22 protein-coding genes are annotated in these 19,179 nt (G+C 60.3%); 2 read left to right on the top strand and 20 right to left on the bottom strand.

Features of this window, described 5'->3' with window-relative positions; translation table 11 throughout:
- Positions 1–508: 508 nt before the first annotated feature.
- The 13 genes from ACQPYR_RS34125 to ACQPYR_RS34065 all read right to left on the bottom strand — a co-directional run bounded on the left by ACQPYR_RS34125 (position 509) and on the right by ACQPYR_RS34065 (position 8,839).
- Positions 509–2,293, bottom strand: a complete 1,785-nt coding sequence (locus ACQPYR_RS34125) for a replication initiator (RefSeq protein ID WP_433622964.1) — start codon at positions 2,291–2,293, stop codon at positions 509–511.
- Positions 2,293–2,913, bottom strand: coding sequence for a hypothetical protein (locus ACQPYR_RS34120; RefSeq protein WP_433622963.1), 621 nt, complete (start codon positions 2,911–2,913; stop codon positions 2,293–2,295). Before ACQPYR_RS34120 ends, ACQPYR_RS34125 begins: the two co-directional genes overlap by 1 nt.
- Entirely contained in the window at positions 2,894–3,154 is a 261-nt protein-coding gene (locus ACQPYR_RS34115) for a hypothetical protein (RefSeq protein ID WP_433622962.1), read from the bottom strand. The genes ACQPYR_RS34120 and ACQPYR_RS34115 overlap by 20 nt, the downstream gene beginning before the upstream one ends.
- Positions 3,151–4,674 (bottom strand): DNA cytosine methyltransferase, encoded by a 1,524-nt coding sequence (locus ACQPYR_RS34110; RefSeq protein WP_433622961.1) that lies wholly within the window; start codon positions 4,672–4,674, stop codon positions 3,151–3,153. The genes ACQPYR_RS34115 and ACQPYR_RS34110 overlap by 4 nt, the downstream gene beginning before the upstream one ends.
- Positions 4,674–4,982, bottom strand: a complete 309-nt coding sequence (locus tag ACQPYR_RS34105; RefSeq protein ID WP_433622960.1) for a hypothetical protein — start codon at positions 4,980–4,982, stop codon at positions 4,674–4,676. The genes ACQPYR_RS34110 and ACQPYR_RS34105 overlap by 1 nt, the downstream gene beginning before the upstream one ends.
- Positions 4,979–5,173 (bottom strand): hypothetical protein, encoded by a 195-nt coding sequence (locus tag ACQPYR_RS34100; RefSeq protein ID WP_433622959.1) that lies wholly within the window; start codon positions 5,171–5,173, stop codon positions 4,979–4,981. Before ACQPYR_RS34100 ends, ACQPYR_RS34105 begins: the two co-directional genes overlap by 4 nt.
- The gene (locus tag ACQPYR_RS34095; protein WP_433622958.1) at positions 5,170–5,496 is read right to left on the bottom strand and encodes a hypothetical protein; all 327 of its coding nucleotides are present in this window, start codon (positions 5,494–5,496) and stop codon (positions 5,170–5,172) included. The genes ACQPYR_RS34100 and ACQPYR_RS34095 overlap by 4 nt, the downstream gene beginning before the upstream one ends.
- Positions 5,493–6,806, bottom strand: a complete 1,314-nt coding sequence (locus tag ACQPYR_RS34090) for an FtsK/SpoIIIE domain-containing protein (RefSeq protein WP_433622957.1) — start codon at positions 6,804–6,806, stop codon at positions 5,493–5,495. The genes ACQPYR_RS34095 and ACQPYR_RS34090 overlap by 4 nt, the downstream gene beginning before the upstream one ends.
- Positions 6,806–6,997, bottom strand: a complete 192-nt coding sequence (locus tag ACQPYR_RS34085) for a hypothetical protein (RefSeq protein WP_433622955.1) — start codon at positions 6,995–6,997, stop codon at positions 6,806–6,808. The genes ACQPYR_RS34090 and ACQPYR_RS34085 overlap by 1 nt, the downstream gene beginning before the upstream one ends.
- Positions 6,997–7,368 (bottom strand): hypothetical protein, encoded by a 372-nt coding sequence (locus ACQPYR_RS34080; protein WP_433622954.1) that lies wholly within the window; start codon positions 7,366–7,368, stop codon positions 6,997–6,999. Before ACQPYR_RS34080 ends, ACQPYR_RS34085 begins: the two co-directional genes overlap by 1 nt.
- 69 nt (positions 7,369–7,437) lie before the next feature.
- Positions 7,438–8,052: a DUF2637 domain-containing protein gene (locus tag ACQPYR_RS34075; RefSeq protein WP_433622953.1), complete on the bottom strand. Its 615-nt coding sequence runs from the start codon at positions 8,050–8,052 to the stop codon at positions 7,438–7,440.
- Positions 8,052–8,387, bottom strand: a complete 336-nt coding sequence (locus ACQPYR_RS34070; RefSeq protein WP_433622952.1) for a hypothetical protein — start codon at positions 8,385–8,387, stop codon at positions 8,052–8,054. Before ACQPYR_RS34070 ends, ACQPYR_RS34075 begins: the two co-directional genes overlap by 1 nt.
- A complete protein-coding gene (locus tag ACQPYR_RS34065; protein ID WP_433622951.1) occupies positions 8,384–8,839 on the bottom strand; it encodes a hypothetical protein in 456 nt (151 codons plus the stop codon). Before ACQPYR_RS34065 ends, ACQPYR_RS34070 begins: the two co-directional genes overlap by 4 nt.
- A 178-nt stretch (positions 8,840–9,017) precedes the next feature.
- Here ACQPYR_RS34065 and ACQPYR_RS34060 point away from each other — a divergent pair, with 178 nt between their 5' ends.
- Positions 9,018–10,283 carry a helix-turn-helix domain-containing protein gene (locus ACQPYR_RS34060; protein ID WP_433622950.1) on the top strand — a complete coding sequence of 422 codons (1,266 nt, stop codon included), beginning with the start codon at positions 9,018–9,020 and terminating at the stop codon, positions 10,281–10,283.
- On the opposite strand, the gene ACQPYR_RS34055 is transcribed toward ACQPYR_RS34060, so the two are convergent.
- From ACQPYR_RS34055 to ACQPYR_RS34025, 7 genes are all read right to left on the bottom strand, one after another.
- Positions 10,269–10,937, bottom strand: coding sequence for an HAD family hydrolase (locus ACQPYR_RS34055; RefSeq protein ID WP_433622949.1), 669 nt, complete (start codon positions 10,935–10,937; stop codon positions 10,269–10,271). The two genes, ACQPYR_RS34060 and ACQPYR_RS34055, sit on opposite strands and share 15 nt — an antisense overlap.
- A gap of 92 nt (positions 10,938–11,029) precedes the next feature.
- Positions 11,030–11,896 (bottom strand): hypothetical protein, encoded by an 867-nt coding sequence (locus ACQPYR_RS34050; protein WP_433622948.1) that lies wholly within the window; start codon positions 11,894–11,896, stop codon positions 11,030–11,032.
- Between the two features lie 324 nt (positions 11,897–12,220).
- On the bottom strand, positions 12,221–12,496 hold the full coding sequence (locus ACQPYR_RS34045) for a hypothetical protein (protein WP_433622947.1): 276 nt from the start codon (positions 12,494–12,496) through the stop codon (positions 12,221–12,223).
- Positions 12,497–13,399: 903 nt separating this feature from the next.
- Entirely contained in the window at positions 13,400–13,828 is a 429-nt protein-coding gene (locus ACQPYR_RS34040; protein WP_433622946.1) for a hypothetical protein, read from the bottom strand.
- Positions 13,825–14,448, bottom strand: coding sequence for a hypothetical protein (locus tag ACQPYR_RS34035; RefSeq protein WP_433622945.1), 624 nt, complete (start codon positions 14,446–14,448; stop codon positions 13,825–13,827). The genes ACQPYR_RS34040 and ACQPYR_RS34035 overlap by 4 nt, the downstream gene beginning before the upstream one ends.
- Positions 14,449–15,643: 1,195 nt before the next feature.
- A complete protein-coding gene (locus tag ACQPYR_RS34030; protein ID WP_433622944.1) occupies positions 15,644–16,174 on the bottom strand; it encodes a hypothetical protein in 531 nt (176 codons plus the stop codon).
- 434 nt (positions 16,175–16,608) lie between these two features.
- The gene (locus tag ACQPYR_RS34025) at positions 16,609–17,103 is read right to left on the bottom strand and encodes an SLATT domain-containing protein (protein WP_433622943.1); all 495 of its coding nucleotides are present in this window, start codon (positions 17,101–17,103) and stop codon (positions 16,609–16,611) included.
- Positions 17,104–17,237: 134 nt separating this feature from the next.
- On the opposite strand from ACQPYR_RS34025, the gene ACQPYR_RS34020 reads away from it, so the two are divergent.
- On the top strand, positions 17,238–19,151 hold the full coding sequence (locus tag ACQPYR_RS34020; protein ID WP_433622942.1) for a hypothetical protein: 1,914 nt from the start codon (positions 17,238–17,240) through the stop codon (positions 19,149–19,151).
- The last annotated feature ends 28 nt before the right edge of the window (positions 19,152–19,179 follow it).

Below are 19,179 nucleotides of genomic sequence, written 5' to 3'. Positions count from 1 at the left end.
TATCTCACCACTGCCCGTATCAGGCGCAAGAGCCGATGCGGCAGCACGAACCGCTGCCGCTGCACGACTTCCATCCTTATCCGGAACGCGTCGTCCTCGACTGTCGAAACGGTCCGGAGACACACGATTCACCCGCCGCCGGCGCCCACTACGATCCCGAACCCACGTATCAGCCTCCCAATGCCCAGGGCGTAACTCGGTCAGCCTCACCACGCCCGGCACACCCAGCTCACGAGCAGGCCGCCCCGTTCTCGCCATGATGCCTACTCGCACTCACCGTCAGCCGGAATCGACTCCATAGCTTCGTTCAACGCCTGCACATCCCAAATGAACTGGCGTCCACGACGTTTCGGCTTAGGCAACGCAAAAGGCGCAGAGCCTTCACGATTCCACCGCCGAAGGACCTCCGGATGACAACGCACGATCTCGGCCGCCTCTTCAGTAGTCGCCCACCGCTGGTGATGACTCACGAACTCCGCTCGAACTCTCATCGCTGCCACCCCGTTTCCTATGCCGCTTCCTGGATTGCCGAAAGTTCTTGCGTCCCTGGTGGGTCCGTTATCAGGGCCTTCGCAGCCAGGTATTCGGGTTGCCAGATCGAGCGTTGAGCGACCGCGGACATGATCAGCTGTTCACGCGACGGCACATCCGGATCGGTGGGTTCGGTCAGGCGCACAACCCATTTGCTGGCTTGTTCTGATTTGGCGATGCCGACCGCGGCGAGGACTTGCCGAACGAATTCGATGCGATCAGCCTTGTGGTCGGGCAGGGTCTTGTTGCTCCACCGACGCGACACCAACACCCGCCGACCGCGCAGGCCGAGGGTGTCTCGGCGGTGAGCTTTGCCCTTGCAGCGACCCGGCTGAGTCTTGGCGTTCGCGTTTTTCGGGGCGATGCCGTAGCGCAGCCACACCGCACACGTGGGTGAGCACGGGGTGCGCTGCAACTCATGGTGCAAACGTTCGTAGTGACGCCGGGTGCGTTCGTTCGGAGCGTCGAGCACTTCACCGATGGACTTGGTGAGGTACTTGGTCAGGTAGCCGATCAACTTCCGGGCATCCTCACCGGCAAGCACACCCTTGGCCTTGCCCGGACGCACCGGACCATGCTCCCCGTCGGCATCGAGGGCCGCGCCGTCATCGTCGCCGATGTCCTTGTGGTCGGTTTGCACGCCCCAGCGGATGACGTGCGCGGGTTGCTGGTCGTCCATCTCCTTCATGCGGGCTAATGCTTCATCGAAGGTAGGCAGCGGCACCGGTTTCCCGGTATCCGGGTCGACCTGGTCCGGATCCACGAAACGGCCGGCGGTGTAGTCCCAGACCGGCATCCGGTCGTCGGTGTAGACCTCGTGGTCGAAGTGTGGCCACCACACCTGGTGATAGGTCGCGGCAACGATCTGATTCAACAGCTCATGCGGATCGGTGCCACGCGCGGCGATATGGATGTGCGGGGCACCACGACGCTGAGGTTCCACCACCGCGAAGTACTGCACATCACGGCCAGCCGAGCGCCGCCAGTTCTGGGCGTGGCGATCCCACAACTGTGGGAAGAACATCGCATCGCGTGCCGCACGCCGGTAGTCGTAGGTATCCGGGTTGATCGGCGAACCGTCCCCGCAGACCTCACCCTTGCGGTTCACCGCGCCATCACGGTGGCAGCGGCCGTAGGAGGGCAACGTCAGCGTCTCGAACGTCGAAGGGCGATGCTTACCGGCGAACTGGCGACCGATCGTGGCCTTGTCCACCTTCTTGCGTGGCAGGTTAGGCATGTCCTGGCGCCGCTTGGTCGAACGGGACCGGCGAGGTTTCGCCGTGGCGTCGATACCGGCAATCCTGCCCTGTAGGCCCGACTCGCGTAGTTCTCGGTCCAGGTCATCGATGACGTTGCGGAAGCCCTGCGCGGCGTCCTCATCATCGGATTCGCGGGCTGCTTTGTATTTGGCCAGGAAATCGGCGCGAGCGGTCAGCACGGCTTGCTGGTGCTCGGTCGGAGGACGGCGGTCGTTGACCGGTTCGGTTTCCATATGCCAGCCTTCCTGGCATTGGGTGAACCGCAGGGCATAGGCCTTCGCCGCACAGGCGGGGCAATCCGACGCACGGGTTGACTTACACGCCGCGGCAACGTATTTCGACTCACCGGTGTCAGGGTTGAACGCGCGCATCGGGATCGGCCGCTTGCACGCACCCCACTTCTCGGCCGCTGCTTCGGCGATATCGAACAGGTTCGGCATGGCCCGTCGCTCAGCGGCTGTCTCACGGGCAGGTTCGGACGGTACCGCGGTATCGGTCGTCATCAGGCAGCATCCTTTCCCCAGCGATCCGGCAGCGCGATCGGCTCAGCCATCGAATCAGCCTGTCGCATAACCAATTCCACGGTTCCAGGACCGACAATCACGGCGCGGCATTCCTGCGCGCCGAAGGCATGAGCCAGGTGTTCGACCCGGTTTTCGAAGTCGGCGGGGCAATGGCCTTCCAGCATCCGCACCCGCAGCCGATCCACCGAGTCGCCGATCTCGACCGACACCAGCTTCGGGACGAGAGTCCAGTCCTCCCGGGAGATGCTCAGGTGGCAGGCGTGGGTGAGGCGAGCCCACCGGCGCCGATAGCGGAACCAGGTCAGGAACCGGGTGCGTGCCCGCCGGGATACCCACCGCTCGAACATCTCCGGACGACTACGCCGCCACAGCATGATCCCCGCGGCGAACACCCCGACCACCACGACACCCACCGGCCAACCCACCAACACCCCAACAACGACCGCGACCGCGAGCGGGACCGAGATCATCGGGAACAACACCGCCCACCACAGTCCGACACCGGCAGCGATGAACGCCCACCACACCGTGTTCAGGATCGCGAGCCCGATCAGGTCGAGCGGGTCACGCTTGTTGCGGTTACCGGTCGTTGTGGTCATGGTCTTGGCCTTTCACATCGAACAGGCCCAGCTGGCCCGTGCACGGCTCATGCAGGTTCTTGCGGTGGTGCCGCTTGCCCTTGGTGACTTGGTCGGCGGCAGCGCGCACGATCGGATTGACTTGCGGGGCTTCGTCTTCGAGTTCGGCACCGGGTTGCAGCCACGGCACGCCGTCACGACGCATCTGCTCGATCACTACATCGATCGCATCCGACAGCGACTTCGGTTCGTTGCCACTCATGCCGCCACCGTCACTTCGTGGCCGAGAGCTTCCGCGACCGCGGATACCAGGTCACGGGCTGCTGGTGGGGTGACAGCGTTTCCGGCTTGGCGGACCTGTTCGCGACGGTTACCCAGGATCACGTATTGCTGGTCGAAGGCCATCGCGCGGGCGATCTCGGAGGGCTCGAGCATCCGGAACTCGCAGTCCTGCACCGCCGGCGCGGGAATGGTGAGTCCGTGGTGGGTACCAGCGGCAGCGACAGTGTCGAGGGGCTCGTGGACCGATTTCGCGGTGTTGTGGTTACGCAAGGGCACCACCAGGGCGTACCGATCCCGGGTGGTAGCGGTGCCGTGCGGTTCCTGCGCGGTGCGGGCGGTGCCGTTGCCGTAGTAGGGCACCAGCAACGCCGTTTCGCTGCGGGTCGTCATCGTGCGTATCGGGTCGACTGTGCGGCGGGCATAGACCCCCACACGTCCCTCGACGGGGATGAGCAAACCGTCTGTCTCCCGGGTGGTGCGAGTCGACATCGGCTCCTCGGTGGTGACCGCCTGCTCGCGCCAGGTCCCGCCACACGGGACGAGCAACCCATGATTGGAGCCGTTGGCCACCACCGTGGCCAAGGTGTCCGACACCGCGATATTGCGGGCACGACCGGAGCGGAACAACACCAGCGACGGGTCGTCAGCGAACTTCGCCAAACCGGCTTGGATGCGCTGCATCGTCTTGTCCGCCAACGGTTTGCGCCGATCCCCGATCCGTTCACCCCGCAGGCTCCAATCGATAGCCGTGGCGGCTGGTAGCCATGGTGGTTCCACGATGGAGTTACGGCACGACACCGACGGGCAGCGCCAGGTGTATTGAGCGCGGTAGCGTCCCCACCGGCGGCGCGGATTCTTCCAGCCCTGCACCGCGGTTATCTCCCGATCACAGGCCACACACCAGGCCCTCGGGCGGGTCCAGCGCTCCAGGTCCGGGGCACGGTCACCAGTGCGCCAACACACCACATAGAGCCTGTCCCGTGACTGTGGCGCCGGGGCACCGGCGGCTTGGGCGTGCATCGAGTTGAGGTAGACGACGTGGTAGCGGTAGCCCAGCAGCTCCAGGGCTTGCAGCCACGCGGGCCACATCACCCACTTCGCGGCATCAACGACGTTCTCCACGATGATCGCGCGATAGGCGTGGTGTTCGGCGAAGCGCACCACATCCCACATCGTTGCCCGCGACCGCTCGGCCGCCTCATTCGGCAAGACTTCGCCGAACAGATCCGGCGTGGAGTCGATATTGCGGCGACGTCCCCGAGCCACACTGTGATTGGTGCACGAGGGCGAGGCCCACAACACATCGGTGCGTGGGAACAACTGAGGGGCGACTTGCGACAGGTCAGCACACGCATGGTCGGTGCCGGGATGGTTGGTGTTGTGGGTTTCCACCGCCAGCCGCCAATGATTCGCGGCCATCCGGACCACCACACCGGGCACCTCCGCAGCACCCGAGCTGGAACCACCGGCGCCACAGAATAGATCGGTCACGGTCAACATCACGCCACCGTCCGATCATTGCGAACATTGACCGCTGAAAGGGGTTGTGGCTGTTCACCTTTGACGGTCACAGCGTCATCGATCGCGCCTTGCAGCACCCTGAGGACCGCGACAGCGTCATCGACGGTCATGATCAGGTGCGCGACCGCCTTGAATCCGGCTTCCCGGTGAAAGGTCAGCTGCACCTGATCAGCTTTCTCGCTGAACTGGGCGAACACCTCGCAGCGTTCCCGGATACGCCCCTCGTCCACGACGACACCGACCCGATGGAAATCGACACCATGACTCGGCTTCCAGTACCCGCTCATGCCGCCCAACCTCCGTCGTCATCGACACCGCAATCCCAACCGGGAGCGTCGCCGGTCTCGACGAGCAGACGCACCGCGATACCGATCGGATCCAGGCCCGAGCGCTCCAAGTGGCAGCGCCGGCGGGAACGGATATCCACGACGGCGTCGAGCTCGTCACGGTCGTTGCCGCGGTTGACGTGGTTTCTCATGGCAGAACCTCGATTTCGGGAACCCCGCACACCTCGCAGGTGCGAGAACGGGTAGGCACGCCCGGCAGCTGTGTGACGGTCTGCCGGGAGTCGGGAAAGGTGTGGCCGTGGTCTTCGCAGTGCTGAGCAGCCAGGCAGCCGTCACACAAGACCTTGTCGCCGTCGTAGAGCCAGCCGACGCCAGCCGACCGGGTATTGAGGTAGTGCACGGCCTGATTGACCGACTCGAAGCAGATCGAGACGTTGCCGTGCTCGGAGTAGACATCTCCGCACCGGTCGCAGTAGATGACCACATGCACCTCTTGGATGAATCCGGTTTTCATGCCGCCACCGGACCTTCATCACCGAGGTCATCAGGATCGAAATCGGTGAGATCGGTTGGAGTGCTATCGATTTCGGTCGCAATGATTTCGTGGCGTGGCGCATATGCCCGCACGAGATCAGAGATCGTGTCGTCGGAGACCCAGTAGAAGCGGATGCGAGTCAAGGCGGTGGAGCCGTCTTGTTCGATGTAGCCGACACCCGGTGTGGCATCGGAGATCTCATCGGCACGAGCCCCGCGGTCACGGGCGCCGGAGCCGAACACCATGCCGACCTGATTCGGTTCATCCAGGCGCAAGGCGATCCGAATCGGGAACAGTTGCCGTTGCGGCATGTTCTCCTTGGACGGATCCTGAACGAATGCCCACACACTCATCGCCGTAGCGCGAGCCTGGGTGAGGAGCAGGCCGAGGAGTTCCTCGAATTTGACCCGAGTGTCACGATCCGCGTAGGCCGACAGTGCCGCCGCCTCATCCAGCAGAATCAAGATGAGTGGCTCTTCCCTGGTCGGGATGTGCTTGCGCAGACCAGCGGAGTGCAGGTTGGCTTGCCGTTCCTGCATCACGCCGACCGCCTCTTTCAACAAGGCGAGGATGTCTTCGACGGTCTTGTAGGCGAAGCGGACGAACAAGTCCGCGGCGGGACCGAACTCGACACCGCCTTTGGGGTCGATGCACCACACATCCACCAGACCCTCGCGGATGGCCGGAGCCACACCGGCGAGGATCGAGTAGGCGACACTGCCCTTACCGGAGCCGGTAGCGCCCGCGCACAAGCCGTGTGTGCCCAGGATCGGGATGGTGCCGATATCGCCGTCTTCGGTGATGCCGACCGGGACCGCTTGCAGGTCCACGCCGTTGTGGCCCCCCGACATCGTTGTCGGTGCCGAGAGTGTGTCGAACACCCTCAGCTGCAAGCGAATCCAACCCGGAGCAGGCGACAGCGCTGTCACCTTCGGCACACCGAGAACATGAGCGAACGCATCCAAGGTCTTGTCGTTGGCCCAGTCCTTACGAGACTGACCAGCCAGCATCAGAAACTCGACATCAATTCCGTGTGGGGCGTAGTCGTAGGACTCCAACGGCGGGAACCCGCCATCGATCGAGCCCAAACCGAGCGCTTCGAGCATCCGGCAGGTTTGCCTCGGATCAGCGAGCACGAACACCGCCGGCCGCAACTCCGCAGGAGCCGAAGCGACGATCTGTTCATGGGTCAACTCAGCCGGACGGCGCACCGCCACACAGGAGCGGACAATCGCCGCGGTCACGCTCATCGTGAAACCGGTCGACAACAGAATCGGTGCCAGCGACATCACCGCTCACCCCCATCGAAAGTCGTTGTGTCGCAGAACATCACGCAGCCATCCGGACGCGGGGCAGGAGACGGAATCGGCGCGGCCGGTTCACGGCCCACGGTCAGCAGCAGTGCAAGAGGCAAAACAACCAGCGCGGCGACCATGAGCACTCCCGCGAGCATCGGCCGGATAAAAAGGTCCTCAACCATCACGCGACCCCTGTTCGCAGTTCGCGATCGAGCTTGGCGACCCAGGCTTGAGCGACCGCGGCAACCTGGATCAGCTCCATCCGCAACGCGATCGGGTCATCCTCGGCGAACGCTTCGGCGATCTCTTCGATCAGGATGTGCCGGAAGGTGACACGATCAGCCGCAGCGGCCGTCGCGCAATACCAGCGCATCAGATCGGCGTACTCGGTGGCAGTGAGTTTGCCTCCCAACCCGCCGAATTCGTCACGCGCCCACGCCGGACCCGTGCCATCGGGATGGTTCTGTTCACCCCACCGCGCATCCTGGTTGGCGCGTTCGGTGAGGACTTCCGCCGAAATCCGGCGATCCTCGAGACTGATCAAGACAGACATAGCCCCTCCTTGCGGGCACATCCAATGAGTGAAATAGGTTGAACCACTGTGCTTTTGGAAGCCGACCGATCAGGCTGGCAAGCCTTCCAGCGGCAGCATTTCGGATTGCAACGGCCACGGCGCACGACTCCGAGATGCCGGGCGCACCGGCAGCGCTTCCCGGACAGGTGCCACAGGTTCTGGCGTGGACTCGGCCATTGGTTCTACGGCCACCGCCTGATACACCGGCTCCGATGACTCCTCGATCACCGGTTCGGGAGCAACCGCGGGCGCCAGGCTTCGTTGTGCGGCACGGAACAGCACCGCCAACCCATGGGTGTCCACCAGCAGCGAAATCGGGGCGATAGCCGCCACCACCGCGCACAACCATGCAGGGAGCGGGTTACCGCCAGCGACAGCGTGAATGCTGTTGCCTGCCACCGACACCAGTGCACCCACTGCCAGAACCCGGGTGAAGAACTTGCGTTCCGGTGACTTCGCCAACACCAACGCACCCGCCGTTGCCTGCACGATCGTGCCGTCGATGATCAGCGGGAACAGCCACGCATCCGAAGCCGGAATATGGGCCAGCTTCGCCAGGTCTCGCAGGGTGGTGAACGAGAGGCGGAACGCGGCAGCGCCGACGCCCACGATCACCAGGACCGCGAACACCCGCGCTGCCAACATCCCCTTGTGCGTGGACATCACGCAGCCGCCTGCCCGGACTGCTCAGCCAGCCGCTTGCGCTGCGCCTTCCCGACCGGGACCGGAGCAGTCTCATCACGGTCGACCGCCATCTCCGCCGCCAGCCGCTCTGCCGCATCGTGGAGCATGAGAATCTGCGGCAGCCGATCGGCCAAGGTGCGAGCGTCCTCAAGCGACAGATTCAGCCAGGCACGGCCACCATTGCTGTTCAGCTCCACATCCACACTGGCCGGAACGCGGCCATTGCCATGCGTGCTCTGAAATGCCGCCCGGTACTGCACGTCGATGCCGTCGTACTTGCTGACACTCACCTGCATGAACGACATGACGATCACGCAGCCTTCTCGTCACGCGGACGAGACGCACCGACGTTGTTCGCAGGCTGCTTCGAACCCGAGTTATCGCCCACGATGCCCGTCGCGAAGTACGAGTAGATCAGCTTGGCGAAGTCGCCAGCCTTGGTCGCCCGCGGCTGAACCATCAGGTTCTCGAACACCACCTCGCGCATACCCGGACGAAGCTCCGGACCCGTTGGAATCGGCTGCACCGCCGACAAAAAGATCAGGTCAATGCCCATGTCCGAGCCCCGGACATCCGCCGAGAAGTCAATGATCTTGGCCTTCCACTTCAGAAGACCGGTCTCCTCATCCCGCTCCTGCTCGTTGGTGTAGGCCCGCTTGCGCTCGTTGAACTTCATCACCGGCTCAGGCACGTTGATGATCGCCGCACCCGCCTCGAAACCGATGTCATGCGGGATCGGGAACCGCTGAAACTTCTTCACTGCCATCGCTCAATCTCCTTGTGTCGGTTGGTAATTGGTCTCATCGACTTACCTATGTGGTGCTCGACACATCTAGAATGAGCCTTGCGAAGGTCCCAAAAAAGGCCATAAAAGAGGCCATGGATAGGACATTTCTTGTATCGACTGGTGAACCATGTCCCTATAGAGGACTAGAATGTCTATCATGACGACACCAGGGAACGCCGCACTTCGGGCGGCTCGGCAGTCACTGGGATACCGCTCCCAGGCTGCCTTGGCGGAAGCTCTCACCAAGACCGCACGAACGATCGGGCTGCGGGTTGCCGTAACTGCTCGTACGGTTCGTCGGTGGGAGTCCGCAGAACCGCCCTGGCCGCAAACGGAGCATGCCGCCGCACTGGAGGCTCTTTTCAAACGTCCGATCGCCGAGCTGGGCTTCATTCCGCCGTGGTCGGACGAAACACCCGCACGGCCAGCGGTACGGACTGCCGCCGATCTCCAGGCTGCTCAACGTCACTTTCCGGGAGCGGCGGCTGCTCTCCCAGCGTCGGCTGCAACCGACTACATGGCGATCTCGGTCTCGTATCGCCACCTCTACTGGTCATTGCCCGCAACGCGTCTTCATCGTTCGGTGGCTGAGCATGCCCAGCTGGGAATCGATCTCCTGTTGCAAGTTCCCGAATCCGCGAAATCGGTTCTCGCCAAGGCGGTTTCGGAATCCAGCCTCCTGGCTGGCCGACTCGAATTCTTCGATCTCCAGCAACCAGAGTTATCACAACCGAGCTTCGTCCTAGCGCTTCAGGCAGCGCATGAAGCCGATGACTCCTTACTCGCTTCAGCAACCCTGGCGCACATGGCCTTCGCGCCAGCGTTCTCTGGCGACGTATCGCGCGCCGAAGAAGCTCGCGACCGGCTTCGAGCTGCGCGCGCATTCGCCAGGCGGGGCAATGCCAGCGCCGAGATGATCGCGTGGCTCGACGCCGTCGAGGCTGAAGTGGAGACACGTTTCGGAGACACTCGACGCGCACTCAGCCTCATCCATCATGCCGAAGAGGCGTACGAGGACTACGACGCCGACACGAACCCCTCACCAGCGTGGCTGGACTGGTTCTCGCCAACGCGGCTTGCTGGATTCAAAGGCAATACCTTGATCACTGCGGGCCACGGACGAGAGGCGCGTGAAACCCTCGAACGAGTCATTGCGGACTTGCCTGATGACGCCGTCAAGCAGAAGTCAATCTACCTCGCCGATCTCGCCGCCGCCGCTGTGCTCGAAAAGAACCCGGAGCAGGCGTGCACGCACCTGGAAGGCGCGCTCGACCAACTGGGCCGCACCTGGTACGCAACCGCTATGGATCGGATCAAGGCGGTTCGCCAGTCCTTACGGCAGTGGGATTCGCTGCCAGCGGTACGCGCCTTAGACGACCGACTCTACGACTGGCACACGACCGTCAATTCACTCGTTGGCTGAAGCCGAGTTATTTTCTGCCACAACAATACTCGGCAGTTCAGTGAGGTCGCGGATCTTCCAATCGGACATATCCGCGACCTCTTGCTTATCCCGATGGATCCAACCCCATGGACCTCGCGTAATGTAGGCCGTTCGCATACCAGCCTTCTTCGCCGGCGCAACATCGTTGTCAATGCGATCACCGACATACACGATCTGATCAACGTCGCATGGCGCTACCTCGATCACCTTCGCGAAGAACTCGACTGAAGGCTTCTCCACGCCCCAATCATCCGAGGTTGCAATGAAATCCGTTGGCAGGTCCAAGCCGCGCAAGATCTTCCCGGACCGAACCGTCTGATTACCAACGATCCCCACCCAAACGCCCAAGTCGCGCAGCTGCGACAGGGCAGGCCGCACATCGGGGTACAAGTCGTCTTCGCCGTACCACTCTGGCAACCCGGCATCCGCCCTAGCCTGACGCTCCTTCGTGAGGTCAAATCCTGGTCGGAATACCTGGAACGTTTCGCGGTAGTCCTGCCCGGTCGCAATCACTGCCCCGAAGACCGCCGCAAAAGTATGCCGAGGAACGCCGAGCCAATCGGCCCAAGTCCCGTACTCGCGAGTCTCATCGACAAGCGTCTCACCAACGTCGAACACTACGGCGGCAATCACAGCGTCCAACCCTACCGTGCGGTTCCGACACAGTCGGAATGCCAGTGCCCATGCTGTACCGTCTACCACCGTGGACTAGTCGCCAGCACTTGCTATGTCGGGCGAACACGGTAGCTGGTCTCGATCCGACCAGCATCGCTGGATCCACGCACCGCAGGCCGCCACCAGTACGTGCCGACATACTTCCCAAGCAAGGGAGCCTCAGCCGTGAACGTCTTGAAATGACCGCGGACTATATGCAACGGCAAGTCCTGTCCGCTTGCTTCACGTGCTTCACTGAGGTTCCGAATACGTGAGCTGCCTGGAAGCGTAATCGTATGATGCGACAGCGGTTCTGGCTTCCTAACTGAACCCCGGGCACGCCTCCTGGATGACCGTACAGGCGCCGATGCCGGCGACTCCGTGACTTGAACGTTGCGGCAGTTCATCAACCCGATGGCCACCCACGCAGGAATCAGCTTCGGGCCGACCGAGCCGGTCAGCCCTTTGTGACCCGGGAAGTGCGGATCGATGCTGGTGCACATGCCGAGCGCCTCACCGAACTCCCCGACGTAGACGCCCACCGCCAATGGCGGATAGACCGCGACACCACCCTTCGCACGGAAGAACATCGACGCTAAGAACTGGACCGAGCCGCTAGGCGCATCCTCGCCAGGTTCCTCCGCTGTTATCCATGCCGCATAACGAGCACCGTCCGACTCCGGCTTCGGGAAGACCCACTCAAACCACATCGAGTCGAAGGGCAGCCGGAGCGGCCCCATCAAATCGAACGGAGAGTGATCACCGGTCGCCACCCAACGTTCAGTGTCTCCCAAGCTCCATGCCGCACACTCATCGGCGATCACGCGAACACTGCTCCGTACCGCCTCGCGGACCTCCCGAAACGGCACCAACGCCTGATCTCCCTGCGAGGGGCGAACCGTAACCTCACGCCGATTGATCTGTTCGAACAACCTCATCGAATCCCCCTAATGGGCAACCGATCCCACCAATCAATCCACGATATCCTCACCCACTGACACAAACCTCGCCGTTGCGGCCACCGGTCGGTCGAGTCATGTTCGATCAGCCGCGAGCAAGCATCGGGTCGGCTTAGGTTCTGCGCCAACACTTATCCCGAGTTGTTGCCGAATTCAGCTATATAGACTCAAGAGCGGCGGCGGCCCAGAGGGCCGCCGCCGCCGTGCTACGACGCGCAGCCCGGCTCCCTGAACGGCGGTCGCCGGGCGCGTCGGCACGTCGGCGGCAGCCCTCCAGGCCAAACTGCCTCTGATCTTCAATGTTTATTGTTCGGGATCGTCCCGCTTCATCGGTGGCCAGACGCTCTCGTCGTTAAGCTTCAGATCGTCGGGCACCAGGACGGTATATCTGTCTGCGCCGTGTGTCCAGATCACCTCGCCATCGGCATGCAAGGTGACATCGATGATGAGGTCGGCTGGATGCTCGAACTCGATGGACAGCATGTCGTCTTGAGATTCGAGCCGGACTTCGTCACCGTACGGTTCAACGAACCAACTGCGTGGCGTACCGCATTCGTTCGTCACATTGATTTGGATCATCGGCGTGACCTGGCAGGGTGGATCATGCGGCAATGCTGGCAGACATCGCGTCGGAAGAGCGACACGAGCCCCGGCAGCAGACCACGAATCTCACGCCTAGAGATCCACATCTCGGCTTGGGTTCCCGCCTCCTCATGGCCCCCATGATCTGACTTCAGTCCGGGTGAGTAAAGGGCGCTTCGCGTCGCTACGCGATGCCTACGGCACCCTTGACTAACCCTCCCTCAGCACAGGATGGCCAGTATGAGGAAGCGGGGGGACTAGGTACCGGACGGGCGGTCTATCCACAGGAAGCAAAGCATCAGTGCATCAGAACACTAGACAACGAATACTAACTCGGTCTGAATATCGGATTGCAGACTTAGTTACTGGGGCGTGCATAGAAGATTGCTATCTTTTTTTGAAACCATCCGCGGACCAAGTCTGACATTTCAAGCCTTTTAGTCTTCTTCAGTGCTTGAACAGCCATTTCGGCAGTGCTGAGCGTGGTCGCACCGCTGAAGTCAACTACACCGTGTGCGGGTAGTCCGGCTATATGATTGCCAAATTCAAGGGGAAAGAGGTTTAGGTGGTCGAAGGTGCCGTCGTCTTTCCCTCGCCAGCTCGTCAAAATACTGTTGTATTGCGGGGAGTTACGTGAGGCTGGCAATGGCATCACCGGAGCTAGGAGAATTCCGGAGCGAGATCGAGGATTCTCTAGATCGCAGTCGTACGAGCAAACACACACTAATTTCTGATCTTGGACTTCGATGAGTCTATCCCAGTCTGCGACTAGGACACCTTTCTTGCTTGTGCCAGGGAGGGGAAGTGGTGAATCGCCGACATTCCATCTTGGAAACGACGAAACTGTACAGATATCACCCTGCCTCAGCGCCGCATTGGCGACAGATTCGAACACGGCTTCTAGTCCTCAGCCCATGGAAGTTCGATCTCCGCACCCGCTCGATATTGCTTAAACTCTTCAAACCATGAATCGGGAACTACTACTGGGCTGGAAACAAAAAGGTCTGGTGCGTCCGCAAAATCATTTTCTTTCGCCCGGATTTCCTGATCGTACTTGACGGCTTCATCGAGAAATTCTACGAGCTGATTTACTCGATTCCAACTGCTGTTAGTGCTGGCCTGGCCTGTAAACAAGGACGCTGAACTGTCATGCGTAACTCTTTGTGATAGAAGCTGCATCAGCAATAATCGCTGCTCCGGGGACATTACTTCCCAGTGCGTATCTTCGAAGCGGCGCAAGATGCTACGAAACAGCTCAGTTTGTGTATGCGCCATATCGCTCGTTTCCGCAGATAAGGGCATGTACGACTGGGACTTCGATCTGCTCATTTCGCATGCTCCGGACTGAAGAGGGCTTCTGCGCGAGTAGCAATCGCTTCTATCTCTTGCATTGACTGCGATAGATTGGCGATTGCCTCTCTGGAGCCTCCTTCATTTGCTACATCGAAATTAATATTGAAATCGAGAACCGTTCTCGGATTATCCGTCTCAGTCAGGAATCCGAGACGTCCTCTCTTCTGTGTTGAAGTCCAGAAATAGACGTGCACATCTGCGCTGTCGGTGCTAATTCCCAATGAGTTATTAATCAGGTTGTCACTGAGGAGTTTCTGTGAAAGATTCTTCTTCCGCCCCTCGGTTCCTTCGACTATGTATTGCGCATTGTGGCCAACGGCCTTGATGGATTTAGGTCCGATATATTCAAAGATGGAACTGACCATTTCTGAAAGTCTCTCCGCATCTAAGGCGACAGACCGGGAGTCGCTAACTGCTGCCTCGAATCGCTCTGGAAGAATTTGTAGCATGACCCCCCTTGTTTGCGCTTGCAGTGCAACAGGAAGTCGAAGAGTCTCCTGAAGTTGTCGGTGATTAAAAATAAAATCCGAAGCCTTTATGTTCGAAATCGGGAAATTCTCACCGACCAACACGATATTGAAGGACGCTAAAGACACCTGCAATCCTTTCATCGGCCAGATAGCGTTAGGATGTTGCTTCCGCTCACGCTACAGTCTGACACAGGCTGAGCGAATGTACCCAGTCTCCCTTGTGTTCAGCCGTCCTCGCAACTGCTCATTCGCCCCCCCAATGTCGCAGAGGGGCAAGTCCATGACGCTGGGCATGCCTTCACCACCTGATTCACGATGGCCGCCCGAGTGCGTGGCAGTGTGGGGACCACTTGGGGACCATACGTGGTGCGCGACAGCGAACATCCGCAGGACCTATGAGGTTTCGGGTATCCGGCGGAACGTGCATGACGTGCGCAACACCTGGTCTTCAGTCCTGGGCGGCACGGGGTCTTCGCTCCGATCGATTGCCTCGGCTGACAACAGGGTGACTGCTCTGCATATCAAGGCAATCGAACTATGCGCCAAGAAGTCTCCACTATGTAGCAGATCGTCGTGGTTGCGTGAGGTTGTTCTGCGTTGCTCAGGATGGTCCGTGATGCCCGATTCACTCTGGGTGCCAACAACTTTGGCATAGTGCCGGAGCGTCCAGCGTTGTCTGTGATAGCCCTAGGCTCTGCTAGTCGGCAGGTTTCTGGTTCGAGTCCAGATGGGGGAGCAGAAACAGCAGGTCAAGCCCGTTAGGTGGGCTTGACCTGCTGTTTTTCTCGGTATGTAACCAGGAATACACCAAAGTTTCCGGGCCAGACTTCCAATCAGTTGAACGGCCTGGCGGTCGTCCGTCCCAGGATCGCGCCCTCGGCGGGGCGTGTCAAACATGGGCATGGGGACGACCTGCTGCTTTCTCGTGGCCAGTTAGTTATGAAGCCGATTACCAGCTATAGGCATCTCCACGCACGTGGAGCCCGGATCGGATTCAGATTGAACAGGACACTCCGCAGAGGCTTGTCGATGGAGTCGGTCGCCTGAGTGGGGGTCAGGGGTTCGAGTCCCCTTAGCTCCACAAATTGACACGAATAGGGCCGTTGATCAGGGGTTTTGCTGTCTTTCGAAGATGGGGACAATCTTCGGTCGGGTGCCGCGTATCACCTGGTCAGCGCCTGTTTTCTTGTTCTAGTTAGCTCCCCAAGGTGTGTTTTCGTTTCGGCTCGGTGTCGATTAAGTCGGAAGCACTCTTTCATTACCGCGACCGCGAGCCGTGCTCGCCACGAGCGGTGTCTCACCAGGTCGTCGTGGATTGATGTCAGGATCGAGCCCGCCCGTGTGTGTCGCGGGTGCGGACGCCACGCTGGCGCAGGCGGTTCAACACGGTGGTCGGATCGACGGCAAAGTGTTGCCCGACCCGCACAAGGGACCAACCGAGACGGTAAAGGCGAATCGCCTCGTCGGTCTGGTCGGGGGACAGGCCGCGGCGACGTATCGGCACGTCGTGGCGATGCAGGATGGCGCTGATGGTGCGGCGGTCGACACCGAGTCGGTTGCTCAGTTCGTAGGTCGTTGCGCCAGCGACATAGTCGTGTATCAGCATCTGGATGTGGTCCTGATCGAGTTGTCGTGTCTGCCTCGGTGTGGACCCGCGGGGCGGCAAAGGTGAACTCCCGCCACCGATCGCGGTGCGGTCGTCACGACGACTCGGCTTGTCGGCCATCTGTTCTCGCGCGAGTTCGACGAGCACCTTCGCGATCTTGCCGGCATCGGGCGGATCACGACGAACGCCACGAATCTCGAGTTTGCCCCGCCGGGCAGCGGTATCCGTGTTGATCGGTATTGTCATGCATCCACTGTCCTGCCTGGAGGCAAGTCCGGGTCAAGGTGCCGGTCAGATCGGACCGTTGCAGCTCGCGCCCTGCGGCTGACCACGGATGTGGTCACCCACCTAGCACGACCGGCACAACGAGCGGCACACGATGGTCGGAACAGCTACCCGTCTCCGAACGTGTCCAGGGCGGCAACGAACGATACCGAACCCCCTTTGACTGTGGTGGCATGAGGTGAACTGCTACGCAGCACTTTTCGGGCTGCCGAACAACCGATATGTGGCATTATCCCGCGCGTTCGCATGAGCCACTGTCAGCCGTTCGCCCGGCGTCCACGCGGCAGCCCTTGCTTGCACGGGTCGGGCTACCGGTCTTCGTCGGCGCGGCATCGAAGGGCGAACGTCGCCAGCCGGGGCCGATAGCCCGCCGGTCGCTGCGGATCAGGAAAGCATCAGGATGACGGCTCTGCCGGGGCAACTGCGCCCGGCGGCGGAGCTGGCGGGCCATCTTCCCGATTCAATTGCGCTTCCCAGTACTCACCGTGTTTGCGAAGGATGTTCAGATAGCTCGCAAATATCTTTTTCATTTCGTCCCGCTTGTTCGAGGGATCCAATGCTTTGATGTATTCAAAGCGGTCATAGAGAAGGGTTAGCTCATTATATATCGTCTTGCGCTTCAACCAGTATTTATCAAGATCCCAGAAAGCGCTCAGGCTTGCTATCAATGTCAGAATTGCACTAATTGCCAATGCTATATTCCTGGACACAGCGATATAGGATTCATTGTTGATCTGTAGCCCGAGAAGGATGGTCGAAGCTCCGCCGAGCACCATGGCACTGATCCGCAGTGCCCAGTTCGCACGCCGGAGTTGATTCTTGCGCTTCTCATGTTCGGCGATAGCCGTGGCGAGCAGTTGTCCCAGATGCGTCTCCAGATCATTCACCATCCCAGCATCTTATATGCCGATCACCGCCATGCCGCGCAAGCTATCGATGCAAGATGACGGTGCTGGCAAAGTTCCTACGGTGTACCACTGATGCGTCGGCTCGGTCGGGCCGTTCCTGGCGGTACCCTTAGCGAATGCGAAAGGCGCTGCACGACCCCTGGAAGTCCGGTGTCGAGCTGACACCGATGTCAGAATCGGAATGGGGATTTGATATCGAATGTACACTGTATCTATCGTCAACCGTCCGATCGATCCGCTTCCGGAAACGCCTGGAAGTGCGCTTCCATTGTTCGGACTGCGGCAAAAACGGGCGAACTGTTTTTGTTGATGCTGAAATGCGCGAAAGTTTTTGCACCACCCATTATGCCAAATCGCATCCGTTCCGCGCCCACGTTGCCGGTTTCACACTCATCGAGCGAGAGAGTACGGGCCGCTCGGTCGTGACCGCAACCTATCACATACAGTGCGAGCGTACGGCTCTTAAAAATGTGCATCGCAGACGACCCGCATTGACTGGACCCCAGTGGTCGCGAGTATTGATGACAATGACATGCATCTGTGGTGTGCAATCTGACAGAGCTGTGCAGACCAACGTTGGCAGGCCGCATAAGAATAACTGCATATGCGGCCGACCATTGTACTACGAGGTATATGACGCGCCCATCCTGCGAACTAGCGCGGCGCCGACAGTCGCCGGATCCGACTTCAGCATCACGTTGACGGATTGGACCAGCAAGACCCGCACGCCAGAGTGGGACGAACAGACGGTCAAACTGACGCTGGTACACGGGACATGGCCTCGGGGCATCTTCCCATCCACCTTTCAATCCAGACGACGGACGGCGCCACGATGGTTCGAACCTTCCTCGGCCTTCGCCGAGCGACTCATATCGGCGCTACGCCGCGCCGACGTTCACGCCACATTGTCGCAGGTCGAATGGACCGGCGAGAATTCTCTCGATGCCCGAGAATCAGCGGCACGAGAACTCGCAGAGCTATTGAATCAGCAACGAACCGGAAGCCGCTTCGCCCCCCGGGTAATTATCGCTCACAGTCATGGCGGCAACGTAGCGTTACGGGCGGTCCAGATTGCCGCCGACCTCGGCGCAGACTGCTCGAATATTGCAATAGTCACAATTTCTACACCCTTTATCAGCATCCGTGCGAACCGTTTCATCGGCTACGATAGCTCAGTCGGAGAACTAGTGCTGTCGGCTGCTCTAGTTACGGAATTATCGACGCATTTTCCAATCAATATCTCGACATGGTGGGCGCACATCATGATCTGGGCTGTCGAAGTCTTGGTCACTTTTCTCGTGTTGGTGGTGGCCGAATCAACACTCTTTGGTTTGCATCCGGTCGAGCCAGAAACGAACTGGCGGTTACGCAAATACATCGAATTCTATCGCCACTCAGCGGTGCGGGGTGTTCCGTTGTTGGTTATCCGTGGAGCCAACGATGAAGCGGCGCTGACCATCGCCTCCGCGGCAACTGGCGAGAGATTGACCAGATTTATGGCCAACGCTGCAACTCGAACGGCAACAGTTATCGGCTTGAAGGGGTTCGTATCCCTTGGGCCAATTCTGGCGATGGCGATTGCATCCACAATGGCGGCTGCACATCGGCAATCAATCGTCGACTCATTTCTTACAACCGAACTGCTGTCATCGCTTTGGCGCATCGTTCTAACGGTCATCGTCGCGCTTTATGCGATTCGGATCATTTCGGGGGCACTGTCAGGGTTATTCCGTACCATCTTTGGCCGCGAGCTGTTCAATACGAGCTTTCTGCTAGAAGCCTCCGCCGAATCAGCCCCGGATACATCCGATTGCGCAACAGTGGTGACTTTCCCGGACCCCGAGGCGAAGGAACACCTGTATTACTTCGCGGATTCAGATGAAGAGCGCGAAGCAGAAAAGGCCGAACTGCACGCTGCACGTCGGATGCGCCACGGCCTCTACAACCATCCGCAAGTGGCGGAAACCATCGCAGAATGGATCACGACGCTCGCAGTGCACGGGACGCCACCGGCCGAGTATGAGAAATGACGAATACTGCCGCGGCTGACGTCCACCC

The sequence above is a fragment of the Nocardia sp. CA-120079 genome (assembly GCF_050955745.1).
GTDB lineage: Bacteria > Actinomycetota > Actinomycetes > Mycobacteriales > Mycobacteriaceae > Nocardia.
The sequence above is the reverse complement of the archived record's forward strand: the minus strand, read 5'-3'. Positions and strand labels throughout refer to the sequence as shown.